Raw genomic sequence first — 10966 nt, forward strand, 5'->3', positions numbered from 1 at the left:
GCCGCCCGGCGTCCCCGCCACCACCGCCCGTCTCGGGACGTCCCAGCGCGCGGTGGGACCCGTGCGGGGCGCCCGGCACGGCTAGTTTCCCCCTGACCGCCACCCACAGCACCAGCAACCTCCAGGGGGACTCCATGCGCACCCGCACCGCCGCCTTCGCGATGGCCACGCTCGCCGCGGCCGCCCTCGGCTCCTTCGCGACCGCCGCTCCGGCCCAGGCCGCCGACCGGTACAACATCGAGATCGACCTCGCCGACGGCAAGTGCCTCGACGTGCCCGAATCCAACTTCAGCAACGGCGTGGACGTCCAGGAGTGGAGCTGCAACGGCACCAACGCCCAGCGCTGGGACGTCGTGTACGTCAGCGGCCAGTACTTCCAGGTGCGGGTGCACGCCAAGCCCGGTCTGTGCCTGAACAACTGGAACAGCGGCGGCGCCAAGAGCGACCCCATCAAGCTCTACCCCTGCAACAGCAGCACCGACTCCTGGTTCAACCAGGTCGGTTCGGGCTGGAACAACTACTTCCAGTTCCAGCCCAAGAACGCCGCCTCCACCTGCGTCACCGCCTGGGGCGGCACCGCCCAGGGCGCCAGGATGAAACTCGACACCTGCTCCAACAACAGCTACGGCTCCTACTTCGACCTGTGGAACATCGTCCACTCGGAGAACTGAGCCCTCACGGGCCGCGCCCCTCCGAGGCGTCCGGATCCGCCGGCAGCGGGCGCGCCGTGACCGGCCCCGTCGGCGGCGCGTCGCGGAAGCGGCGGCGGTCACGGGCTCCCGGAGGGGCGTCGGCGAGGCGGATGACCGTGCCGTCACGGCCCGCGACGACGGGCTTCGAGGAACGGTCGGCCTTGGCCTGGTACTGGGCGGCGTCGGCGAGCCGGAAGAGGCGCCGGGCCGACCTGAGCGGCCCGATGGGGTCGCCGGTGGACGCCACCCCGCAGGCCACGCCCTCGCCGAGCTCCAGCTCCGCCGCCCGTACGCACAGCTCCTCGGCGACCGCGACGACCTCGTCCGCCGTCGGGCCGACGGTGAGCAGACAGAACTCGTCGCCGCCGAGGCGGGCCGCGAGGGCGCCGGGGAGCATGGCGCCGCAGCGGGAGAGCACCGAGCCGAAGCGCTCCAGGAGCCGGTCGCCGACGGCGTGGCCGTGGGTGTCGTTGACCCGCTTGAGGCCGTTCAGATCGCAGACCATCAGGCTCACCACGGAGCCGTCCGCCCGGTAGCGCTCGATGGCCTCGTCGAGGCGGGTGTCGACGGCCCGGCGGTTGGCGAGACCGGTCAGCGGATCGGTGAAGGCCAGCTTGCGGACCTCCTCCAGGCGCTCGGCCTGGGCGATGCCGGCGGCGACGACGGCCGCCAGGACGGTCGCGAAATCGGCGTCCGCGCGGCTGAAAGGTTTCTCCTGCGGCGGCCGGGCCACGTACAGCTCACCCCACGCGCGCCCGTGCAGCACGATCGGGGCGACCACGCAGCAGCCGCGCCCCCGCCGCCGCAGACCCGTCACCCGGCCGGTGGCGACGGGGTCGGCGGCGGTCTCCACCCAGGCGTCCGGCTCCCCGCCGCCCGCCCACTGCTCGTGCAGGAACTCGGTGATCTCGGGGAACTGGTGCACCGGATACGTCTCCGAGTCCGGGAACTCCTCCTCGCCCACGGCCCGGTCCCCGGCGTTCACCAGGACCTTCAGCCGGCCGTGGTCCCGCTCCCAGACGGACAGCGCGGCGAAGCTCCCGTCGAGCCCTTCGCAGGCCCCGAGCGCCGCCGCCCGCCAGAACTCACGCGGAGTGTGCGCCGCCGCCATCCCCTGCGCCAGCGCCACCACGGCCCGCAGCCGCACGTCCTCACCCATTCCTCCAGCTTAGGGAGGTTTGATCCGTTTTCCCTTCCGAGACGTCACCGTAAGTCACATTTGGTACAAAACGGTAAGAATCGGGATGGGAATCCGGGATCGGATCACTCGCCCGGCCAGTTCGGCTTCCGCTTCTCGTTGAACGCCGCCACGCCCTCCGCCCGGTCGCCCGAGAAGGCCACCGAACGCCAGGCCGCGTCCTCGACCTCCAGGCCCGCCCGCAGGTCCAGGCCCTGACCGAGCCGCATCGCCCGCTTCGCGGCGCGCAGACCGACCGGCGAGTTCGCCGCGATCCGCCCGGCGAGCTCCAGGGCCGCCGTCCGGGCGTCGTCCTCCAGGAGGTCGACGAGACCGAGCTCGCGGGCCTCCGCCGCCTCCACCCGGCGGGCCGTGAAGACCAGCTCGGCGGCGCGCGCCGCACCCACCCGGCGCGGGAGCAGCTGCGTACCGCCGCCGCCGGGGATGACGCCCACGGAGACCTCGGGGAGGCCGACGACGGCGGTCGCGTCGGCGACGATGACGTCGCAGGCCAGCGCCAGCTCGAAGCCGCCGCCGAGGGCGAAGCCGTGCACGGCGGCGACGGTCGGCATCGGCAGCTCCAGGACGCCCGTGTAGCAGGCGCGGGCGGTGGGCCGCTGGCGGACGAGCTCGGCGTCGGTGAAGGAGTTGCGCTCCTTCAGGTCGGCGCCGACGCAGAAGGCGCGGTCGTTCGAGGAGGTCAGGACGGTGACGCGGACCTCGGGGTCGGCGGCGAGGGCCTCGCAGGCCGCGCCGATGGAGCGGGCCATCTCGGAGGAGACGGCGTTCATGGCCTTGGGCCGGTCGAGGACCAGCTCCGCCACGTGACCGTCCTTCCGGACCACCACGAACTCACCAAAGCGCTGCTCGGACATGACCCCACACCCTCCCGGTTCAGACCTGTTAACGGCTGTTAACAGGCGTTCACCGGGAGATCCTAAGTCGGTCGGCGGCTCAGGAGCCAGGGTTCCACGACACCGAGGCCACGGACCGGGCGCTGCCACATGGGCTGGAGCGCGAAGCGGTACGTGGCGGGCTTGCGGCCCTCCTTCTCGGCGCGGGCCGCCTCCTCGGCCGCCTCCGCCTCCGAGGCGGGCGCCTCGCCCGTGCGGGTCAGCTCCTCCGCGAGGGCGCCGTCGACAAGGACGGCGTCCTTCGGGGCTATCGAGGTGAGACGGCTGGCCAGGTTCACCGTGGTGCCGAAGACATCGCCCATCCGGGTCGTCACGGTGCCGAACGCGATGCCGACCCGCAGCGCGGGCATCGTCTCGTCGTGGCCGAGGGTCTCGATGAGCCGCAGCGCGATCTCGGCGGCCGTGCCGGGGTCGTCGGCGCAGTACAGCACCTCGTCGCCGAGGGTCTTGATCAGCCGGCCGCCGTGCGCGGCGACCAGGTCGGCGCAGGTCGTCTCGAAGGCCTCGACGAGCTCGCCGAGCTCCTCCTCCTCCAGGCGGCGGGTGAGCCGGGTGAAGCCGACGAGGTCCGCGAAGCCGACGGCGAGCCTCCGGTCGACCATCTCCTCGTCGTCGGCGGCCTGCACGACCCGGCCGGTGGCGGCGGCGAGCTGCCGGCGCCACACGTAGATGAGGAACTCCTCCAGCTCGGGCAGGAGCAGCTCGACCAGCGGATACGTGACCTCGGTACGGGTCATGCCGGGCTCGGGCGGCTCGGTGAGGCCCTCCAGGAACGAGTCGATCTGCCACTCGGCGAGCCGGGCGGTGGTCTGTCCGGTGGACCGGGCGACCTGCACGGCCATCGGCTCGCTGAGCAGCCCCGCCTCGACGAGGCCGGCGAGCCGCCGCAGGGCGAGGACGTCGGCCTCGGTGAGCGCCTTGGCCTGGCCGATGTCGGCGAAGCCCATGGCACGCCAGAAGCGGGAGGCCAGCTCCATGGAGACGCCGGCGGTGCGGGCGGCCTGGAACGGGGTGTAGCGGCGGTCGGCGCCGAGGATGAGCTGTTCGAGGCGGATGGCGAGCGGGTCGTGGCTCGGCTCGGCCGTGTGGTCGACCTCGTGGTGGGGCGTGGGGTACGTCGGCGGTTCGGCTCCGCCGCCCGCGTTCGCGTCGTCGACGGTCACCGGCCGCCTCCTGCCCGTTCCCTGCCCACTTGCCCTGCCGATCTGTCGCCTGGATCGCGCTCCACGATACGACAGGTGTGTGCTGGCTCACCCCCGAACGGTGCGCGGGCCCTCCGGGTGGACGGCCTGGAGGGCGCGGCGCGCGGCATCCGGTCAGGTCCGCAGGTGGACGATGTCGCCCGCTCCCACGGCCTCCGTGCCGCCGCCCTCCGTCTCGACGACCAGGCGGCCGTCTCCGTCGAGGGCCACGGCCTCCCCCTCCAGCATGCGCTCGCCGGGGAGCTCGGCGCGGACACGGCGGCCGAGGGTGGCGCAGCCGGCCGCGTAGGCGACCTGGAGGCCGGAGGCCTCGGGGTCCCCGTCGGCCCGCACCCAGTCGCCGTACCACTGGGCGAGGGAGCGCAGGACGGCCCGCAGGAGGGTGTCGCGGTCGGTGGAGACCGCGCCGGCGAGGAGCAGGGAGCCGGCCGCCGGGACGGGCAGTTCCTCCTCACGGAGGGTGACGTTGATGCCGAGGCCGACGACGATGGCGTCGGCTCCGGCCCGCTCGGCGAGGATGCCGCCGGTCTTGCGCTCCTCGCCGCCGACGGAAACCAGGACGTCGTTGGGCCACTTGAGGGAGGTGTCGACGCCGGCGGCCTTCGAGAGGCCGGTGGCGGCCGCCACGCCGGTCAGCAGCGGGAGCCAGCCCCAGCGGTGGACGGGCACGGCCGGCTTGAGCAGGACGGAGAGGAAGAGCCCGGAGCGGGCGGGCGCGCTCCAGGTCCGGTCGAGCCGACCGCGCCCCGAGGTCTGCTCCTCGGCGACGAGCACGGCCCCTTCGGGCAGTTCGTCGGCGCGGGCGGCGAGGTCACTGTTGGTGGATCCGGTGCTGGTGACCACGTCGAGCGAGGTCCACAGCCCCTCGGGAAGGACGAGCGCACGGCGCAGCGCGGGGGCGTTCAGCGGGGGCCGGTCGAGGTCGGACCAGGGTCCGCCTGAGCCTTGAGAGGTCGTCATGCAAGCCAGACTAGGTGTGGCAAAGACCGCAGTGCCGAACCGTATCGCCGTCGATACGCTACGGGTCAGTAGGCCAGCAGTAGCCCATTCGTAGTCAACGAACCCCCCGTGACCAGGCAGGGAGCCGCATCCCGATGTCCGAGCCGGCAGAGCAGTACGAGATCGACATTCACACGACCGCGGGCAAGATCGCGGACCTCAAGCGCCGTATCGACGAGGCCACGCACGCCGGCTCGGAGCGCGCGGTGGAGAAGCAGCACGCCAAGGGCAAGCTGACGGCGCGCGAGCGGATCGACCTTCTCCTGGACGAGGGTTCGTTCGTGGAGCTGGACGAGTTGGCCCGGCACCGGTCCACCAACTTCGGTCTTGAGAAGAACCGGCCGTACGGGGACGGTGTCGTCACCGGGTACGGGACCGTGGACGGCCGTCCGGTCGCCGTGTTCTCGCAGGACTTCACGGTCTTCGGCGGCGCGCTCGGCGAGACGTACGGTCAGAAGATCATCAAGGTGATGGACTTCGCGCTGAAGACCGGCTGCCCGGTCATCGGCATCAACGACTCCGGCGGCGCCCGCATCCAGGAGGGCGTGAGCGCGCTCGGCATGTACGGCGAGATCTTCCGGCGGAACACGCACGCGTCGGGCGTGATCCCGCAGATCTCGCTGATCGTGGGTCCCTGCGCGGGCGGTGCGGTGTACTCCCCCGCGATCACCGACTTCACGGTGATGGTCGACCAGACCTCGCACATGTTCATCACCGGTCCTGACGTCATCAAGACGGTCACCGGCGAGGACGTGGGCTTCGAGGAGCTGGGCGGCGCCCGGACGCACAACTCGACCTCGGGCGTGGCGCACCACATGGCCGGGGACGAGAAGGACGCGATCGAGTACGTGAAGTCGCTGCTCTCGTACCTGCCGTCGAACAACCTCTCCGAGGCGCCCGCCTTCCCCGAGGTCGCGGAGACCGGGGTGACGGACGAGGACCGCGAGCTCGACACGCTGATCCCGGACTCGGCGAACCAGCCGTACGACATGCACAAGGTCATCGAGCACGTCCTGGACGACGGGGAGTTCCTGGAGACCCAGGCCTTGTTCGCGCCGAACATCGTGACCGGTTTCGGCCGCGTCGAGGGCTTCCCGGTCGGCGTGGTCGCGAACCAGCCGATGCAGTTCGCGGGCTGCCTGGACATCAACGCCTCCGAGAAGGCCGCGCGGTTCGTCCGGACGTGCGACGCCTTCAACATCCCGGTGCTGACGTTCGTGGACGTGCCGGGCTTCCTGCCGGGTGTGGACCAGGAGTACGGCGGCATCATCCGGCGCGGCGCGAAGCTGATCTACGCGTACGCGGAGGCGACGGTCCCGCTGATCACGGTCATCACGCGGAAGGCCTTCGGCGGCGCGTACGACGTCATGGGCTCCAAGCACCTGGGCGCCGACCTGAACCTGGCGTGGCCGACGGCGCAGATCGCGGTCATGGGCGCGCAGGGCGCCGTCAACATCCTGCACCGCCGCACCATCGCCGATGCGGAGGACCAGGAGGCCGAGCGGGCGCGGCTGATGCAGGAGTACGAGGACGCCCTGCTCAACCCGTACATCGCGGCCGAGCGCGGCTACATCGACGGTGTGATCCTGCCGTCGGACACGCGCCCGCAGATCGTGAAGGGCCTGCGTCAGCTCCGTACGAAGCGGGAATCCCTGCCTCCGAAGAAGCACGGCAACATCCCGCTCTAGCCCCTCCCGGACCGTCAAGGAGCCGACATGATCAAGGTCGTACGAGGCAACCCGACTCCGGAGGAGTTGGCCGCCGCACTGGCGGTGGTTCAAGCCCGGGCCGCGGCCACGGCGGCGGCGTCCGCCGAGGCGGGCGGCCCGGCGGTACCGGAGGGGTGGTCGGATCCCTCCCGTATCGCACGGGCGGTACGGCACCGGCCGGGCCCCCGGGCCTGGGCGCGGTCGTACTGGCCCGTGTAGTCGTCGCGGTACGTCGTCGCGGTACGTCGTCGCGGTACGTCGTCGCGGAACGTGGAAAGGCCGGATCCCTTGTGCGGGGGGTCCGGCCTTTCGCATGCCCGTCTCTTCGACGCTCACGTGCGGCGGAGGAAGACGCCCGCCAGTACGGCTCCGGCGGCGACGATCGCGGCGTTGACGAGGACCGCGAGGCCGATGCCGTCGAGGAGGACGGGCGCGGTGACGACGACGGCGCTCATGATCGGGGTGCCCATGGTGATGCCGACCTGCTGGGTCATGGTCGCGAGCCCGGTCGCCATGCCCTGCTCGCTGTCGGGGAGCCCCGAGGTGGCGGTGACCATGAAGCCGACGATCGCGAGCATGTTGCCGACGCCGCCGGCGAAGGTGGCGGTGAGCAGCAGCGCGAGGCCGGAGCGGTCGTCGCCGAGTCCGTAGAGGGCGAGGGTGGCGAGGGCCTGGAGGAGTCCGCCGGAGACGAGGGCGGAGCGGGCGCCGAAGCGGCCGATGAAGCGGGAGGCGGCGACGCCGCCGAGGATCGTGCCGGCGCCGAGGACGCCGAAGGAGAGTCCGGCGGCGAGCGGGGAGAAGCCCAGGACGTCCTGGAGGTAGAGGGTCATCAGGAAGACCAGCGAGGTCTCGGTGACGAAGGCGACGAGCCCGGCGAGGTTGCCCCAGACGACCGTGCGGCGCTTCAGGACGTGGATCGGGACGAGGGGCGAGGCGGCCCGCCGTTCGACGAGGACGAAGGTGGCGAGGAGCGCGGCGCCCGCGGCGAGGGCGACGAGCGCGGCGGGGTCGGTCCAGCCGTGCTCGCCGGTGAGGGTGAGGCCGTAGACGAGGGCGAGGAGTCCGCCGGTGACGGTGATCGCGCCGGGTACGTCGAGGCGGGGGCGGAGGGGCGGGCGGCTCTCCTGGAGGACGGCGGGGGCGACGAGGAGGACGGCGAGGGCCACCGGCACGTTGAGGAAGAAGGCCCAGCGCCAGGAGAGCAGGTCGGTGAGGACGCCGCCGAGGATCGCGCCGGTGGTGAAGCCCGCGGACATCAGGGCGCCGTTCAGGCCGAGCGCCTTGGCGCGCAGCGGGCCCTCGGGGAAGGACGACGTGAGCAGGGAGAGCCCGGCGGGGGTCACGGCGGCCGTGGCGAGGCCCTGGGCGACGCGGGCGGCCATGAGGACCTCGGGGCCGGTGGCGAGTCCGCCGGCGAGGGAGGAGACGCCGAGGAGGGCCATGCCGCCGAGGAAGAGGCGGCGGCGGCCGACCAGGTCGGCGACGCGCCCGAAAAGGAGGGTGAATCCGGCGGCGGCGAGGGCGAAGGCGGTGGCGATCCACTGGAGGCCGCCGAGGGTGAAGCCGAGTCCCTGGCCGATGACGGGCAGGGCGACGTTCAGGATCGAGAAGTCGACGGCCAGCATGAACTGGGCGAGGAGGAGGACGACGAGGACGAGCCGCATCCGGCCGGTCATGCGGTCGGGGTGGGCGGTGGAGGGGGCGGGGAGATCGACGGCAACCATGCAGGAACCCCTTAATGGGAAGCTCGTTCCGTTAAGATGTCCCGTACCGTAGCAGAGTCGAAGGCGTTAATGGAACAGGAGACCCGTTTGACTGAGAGCCGACCGGCCTCGCCCGGCACCATGCGCCCCGGCGGCCGCACCGCGAAGGTCCGCAGAGCGGTCCTCGACGCCACCCTGGACGCGCTCGCCGACACCGGCTTCCACGCGCTGAACATGGACCGGATCGCCGCGAGCGCCGGCGTCGGGAAGACCACCGTCTACCGCCGCTGGGGCTCCCCCGCCGGCCTGGTCACCGACCTCCTGCACGACATGGCCGAGCAGTCGCTGCCCGCCTCCGACACCGGCAGCCTCCCGGGCGACCTGCGGGCCAACGCCGAACTCGTCCGGGCCACCCTCGTGGACCCCCGCATGGGCGCCGTCTTCCGCGCGGTCATCGCCGCGGCGGCCTGCGACGAGGAGTGCGCCCGCGCCCTCGCCGGCTTCTACCGGACCCGGCTCGCCGAATGGGCCCCCGTCGTCGTCCGCGGCACGGCGCGCGGTGAGATCCCGACGGGGACGGACCCCCTCGAACTCCTCCGCGCCGTCTCCGCGCCGCTCTACTACCGCTTCACGGTCACCCGCGAGGAACTCGACGGGGCCGTCGCGGAACGGGCCGTGACGGCGGCGCTCGCGGCGGCGCGGGACGGGGTGTTCGTACGGGACGGGGTCCCCGAATAGTCCTTCCGCACCGGGGCGCCTGAGTATCCGTACTCAGGCGTTCCGCCCGCCCCACCCGCAGGATCGGAGGCATGCTGTGGTCCGACCCGAAGAACCAGCCGCCGAAGTTCCTGCGCGACATGCAGGCGATGCTGCGCCGCACCGGCGTGCTCCTTGCGCTCGCGATGGTGGTGGCGATGTTCGTGGCGAGCGCACGCTGACCATACGCGCGCGTACCCCAGGCCACGCCCTCGTCCGACGGACCACGCGCGCGCGTGCGCACGCCCGTACTGGCTACGCTGCCCCCATGACTGCTGATCCGCGCCGTGTCGTGCTCGCCTCCGCCTCCCCCGCCCGGCTCGGTCTGCTCCGGCAGGCCGGACTCGCCCCCGAGGTGATCGTGAGCGGCGTCGACGAGGACAAGGTCCACGCCCCGACCCCGGCGGAACTCGCGCTCGCCCTCGCGGAGGCGAAGGCCGCCCATGTGGCCGCCAAGCCCGAGGCGTTCGGCGCGCTCGTCATCGGCTGCGACTCGGTCCTGGAGCTCGACAAGCAGGCCCTCGGCAAGCCGGCCGACGCCGAGGAGGCCACCGCCCGCTGGAAGGCGATGCGCGGCCGCGTCGGCATCCTGCAGACCGGCCACTGCGTGTACGACACGGCCGCCAAGCGCTACGAGTCGGCGACGGCCTCCACCGTGGTCCGGTTCGGCGAGCCGACGGACGAGGAGATCGCCGCGTACGTGGCGAGCGGCGAACCGCTCCACGTGGCGGGCGCGTTCACCCTGGACGGCCGCTCGGCCCCGTTCATCGACGGCATCGACGGCGACCCGGGCAACGTGATCGGCCTGTCCCTCCCGCTCCTGCGCCGCCTCCTGCGCAAGCTGGACGTCGAGATCACCGACCTCTGGGCCTGAGGTCCCGGCCTCCGGGCCCGGGTCAGCCGGCGGCCGGCGCCCCTTCGGGGGCGTCGGCCTTCTGCGCGGGCTCCTTCTCGTACGCCACCAGGGTGAGGACGACGAGTCCGAGGACGGTCACCAGGAAGGCGAACTCGGGCCAGCCGAGCAGGGCGACGGCGACCGCGCCGAGGATGCCGTGGACGACCGCGCAGCCGATGAGGAGGCCGCGGCCGAAGCGGCCGGGGCGGCGGTCGCGGACGCCCGCGACGAGGGCGACGAGGGCGCAGACGGCGAGGGCGACGCCGGAGGCGATGCCGAGTCCCCAGGTGCCGGCGACCATCGCGTCGGGGTCCATGCCGTCGAGGGACATCGACTGGGCCTCCAGGAAGCCGGCCATGACGGCGTTGATCGCGACGATGCCGGGCGCTTCGAGGAAGAGCACCGCGGCCGTCACGAGGGCTATCGGTCTGCGGGCCACCTCGGCCACCCCCTGAAATCGCCTGTTACCGACAGTACGGTCGACAGCGCGAAGGCTACTGGCCGGTAAACCCTCGGACAAGAGTTCGCGCACGGCGGGCGGCGGCGGACGGCGCGACGGCTACGGGGCAAAGAATCGTTGAGCCATTCGTAGGGACTCCACAAAGAAACCCGAATGGCCCCTGGCTCCACGAACAGAGACCTGCGCCACACCTCGGAGCTACTGTGCCGTAAAGGAACCCTGCGTACCGTGGTGCGACAAGGGAAATCACGACCCGAGCGGGCCCGGGGTCACGCTCCGTGTGGGCAAGCTCACCACTGGGGACGGGTCGAAAGGCCGTGTCGGCAGTCCCTAAACTCAGCTTGTTTCAAGGAGGGAGCCATCGTGCGCAAGGTGCTCATCGCCAACCGTGGCGAAATCGCTGTCCGTGTGGCCCGGGCGTGCCGGGACGCGGGTATCGGCAGCGTGGCCGTGTAC

The 10966-nt window shown here is 72.2% G+C and carries 13 protein-coding genes; 7 read left to right on the forward strand and 6 right to left on the reverse strand.

Annotated features, from left to right (window positions below; translation table 11 throughout):
- Positions 1–134: 134 nt before the first annotated feature.
- Complete coding sequence (locus ACWGN5_RS31565) at positions 135–671, forward strand: RICIN domain-containing protein (RefSeq protein ID WP_453521550.1); 537 nt, start codon at positions 135–137, stop codon at positions 669–671.
- Positions 672–675: 4 nt separating this feature from the next.
- Here ACWGN5_RS31565 and ACWGN5_RS31570 read toward each other — a convergent pair whose 3' ends face one another.
- The 4 genes from ACWGN5_RS31570 to ACWGN5_RS31585 form a co-directional block, all read right to left on the reverse strand.
- A complete protein-coding gene (locus ACWGN5_RS31570) occupies positions 676–1851 on the reverse strand; it encodes a diguanylate cyclase domain-containing protein (protein ID WP_453521553.1) in 1176 nt (391 codons plus the stop codon).
- Between the two features lie 104 nt (positions 1852–1955).
- Entirely contained in the window at positions 1956–2744 is a 789-nt protein-coding gene (locus tag ACWGN5_RS31575; RefSeq protein ID WP_453521555.1) for an enoyl-CoA hydratase/isomerase family protein, read from the reverse strand.
- A gap of 62 nt (positions 2745–2806) precedes the next feature.
- A complete protein-coding gene (locus ACWGN5_RS31580) occupies positions 2807–3946 on the reverse strand; it encodes an adenylate/guanylate cyclase domain-containing protein (protein ID WP_453521556.1) in 1140 nt (379 codons plus the stop codon).
- A 153-nt stretch (positions 3947–4099) separates the two neighbouring features.
- Entirely contained in the window at positions 4100–4945 is an 846-nt protein-coding gene (locus ACWGN5_RS31585) for a biotin--[acetyl-CoA-carboxylase] ligase (RefSeq protein WP_453521557.1), read from the reverse strand.
- 134 nt (positions 4946–5079) lie between these two features.
- On the opposite strand from ACWGN5_RS31585, the gene ACWGN5_RS31590 reads away from it, so the two are divergent.
- Both ACWGN5_RS31590 and ACWGN5_RS31595 read left to right on the forward strand, forming a co-directional pair.
- Entirely contained in the window at positions 5080–6672 is a 1593-nt protein-coding gene (locus ACWGN5_RS31590; protein ID WP_453521559.1) for an acyl-CoA carboxylase subunit beta, read from the forward strand.
- Between the two features lie 27 nt (positions 6673–6699).
- Entirely contained in the window at positions 6700–6912 is a 213-nt protein-coding gene (locus ACWGN5_RS31595) for an acyl-CoA carboxylase epsilon subunit (protein ID WP_453521561.1), read from the forward strand.
- A 113-nt stretch (positions 6913–7025) separates the two neighbouring features.
- Here the strand turns inward: ACWGN5_RS31595 and ACWGN5_RS31600 are convergent, their stop codons facing one another.
- Positions 7026–8420 carry an MFS transporter gene (locus ACWGN5_RS31600; RefSeq protein WP_453521563.1) on the reverse strand — a complete coding sequence of 465 codons (1395 nt, stop codon included), beginning with the start codon at positions 8418–8420 and terminating at the stop codon, positions 7026–7028.
- 69 nt (positions 8421–8489) lie between these two features.
- Between ACWGN5_RS31600 and ACWGN5_RS31605 the strand changes: the two genes are divergently transcribed.
- The 3 genes from ACWGN5_RS31605 to ACWGN5_RS31615 all read left to right on the forward strand — a co-directional run bounded on the left by ACWGN5_RS31605 (position 8490) and on the right by ACWGN5_RS31615 (position 10029).
- The gene (locus ACWGN5_RS31605; protein WP_453521565.1) at positions 8490–9137 is read left to right on the forward strand and encodes a TetR/AcrR family transcriptional regulator; all 648 of its coding nucleotides are present in this window, start codon (positions 8490–8492) and stop codon (positions 9135–9137) included.
- Positions 9138–9208: 71 nt separating this feature from the next.
- Positions 9209–9337, forward strand: coding sequence for a morphogenic membrane protein MmpB (gene mmpB, locus ACWGN5_RS31610; protein WP_093874383.1), 129 nt, complete (start codon positions 9209–9211; stop codon positions 9335–9337).
- Positions 9338–9423: 86 nt separating this feature from the next.
- Positions 9424–10029 (forward strand): Maf family protein, encoded by a 606-nt coding sequence (locus ACWGN5_RS31615; RefSeq protein ID WP_453521567.1) that lies wholly within the window; start codon positions 9424–9426, stop codon positions 10027–10029.
- Between the two features lie 22 nt (positions 10030–10051).
- Here ACWGN5_RS31615 and ACWGN5_RS31620 read toward each other — a convergent pair whose 3' ends face one another.
- Positions 10052–10489, reverse strand: coding sequence for a hypothetical protein (locus ACWGN5_RS31620; protein ID WP_453521570.1), 438 nt, complete (start codon positions 10487–10489; stop codon positions 10052–10054).
- Positions 10490–10873: 384 nt separating this feature from the next.
- On the opposite strand from ACWGN5_RS31620, the gene ACWGN5_RS31625 reads away from it, so the two are divergent.
- Positions 10874–10966: biotin carboxylase N-terminal domain-containing protein (locus ACWGN5_RS31625; RefSeq protein WP_351219746.1), on the forward strand; the 93-nt coding region annotated here is incomplete at its 3' end.

This window comes from Streptomyces sp. NPDC055815, from assembly GCF_053616475.1.

Excerpts from the sequence above, each read along its gene's own strand:
- ACWGN5_RS31615 (WP_453521567.1), top strand. The coding sequence starts at position 9,424 with ATGACTGCTGATCCGCGCCGTGTCGTGCTCGCCTCCGCCTCCCCCGCC.
- ACWGN5_RS31600 (WP_453521563.1), bottom strand. The coding sequence starts at position 8,420 with ATGGTTGCCGTCGATCTCCCCGCCCCCTCCACCGCCCACCCCGACCGC.
- ACWGN5_RS31585 (WP_453521557.1), bottom strand. The coding sequence starts at position 4,945 with ATGACGACCTCTCAAGGCTCAGGCGGACCCTGGTCCGACCTCGACCGG.
- mmpB (WP_093874383.1), top strand. The coding sequence starts at position 9,209 with ATGCTGTGGTCCGACCCGAAGAACCAGCCGCCGAAGTTCCTGCGCGAC.
- ACWGN5_RS31590 (WP_453521559.1), top strand. The coding sequence starts at position 5,080 with ATGTCCGAGCCGGCAGAGCAGTACGAGATCGACATTCACACGACCGCG.
- ACWGN5_RS31575 (WP_453521555.1), bottom strand. The coding sequence starts at position 2,744 with ATGTCCGAGCAGCGCTTTGGTGAGTTCGTGGTGGTCCGGAAGGACGGT.
- ACWGN5_RS31565 (WP_453521550.1), top strand. The coding sequence starts at position 135 with ATGCGCACCCGCACCGCCGCCTTCGCGATGGCCACGCTCGCCGCGGCC.
- ACWGN5_RS31605 (WP_453521565.1), top strand. The coding sequence starts at position 8,490 with ATGGAACAGGAGACCCGTTTGACTGAGAGCCGACCGGCCTCGCCCGGC.
- ACWGN5_RS31570 (WP_453521553.1), bottom strand. The coding sequence starts at position 1,851 with ATGGGTGAGGACGTGCGGCTGCGGGCCGTGGTGGCGCTGGCGCAGGGG.
- ACWGN5_RS31595 (WP_453521561.1), top strand. The coding sequence starts at position 6,700 with ATGATCAAGGTCGTACGAGGCAACCCGACTCCGGAGGAGTTGGCCGCC.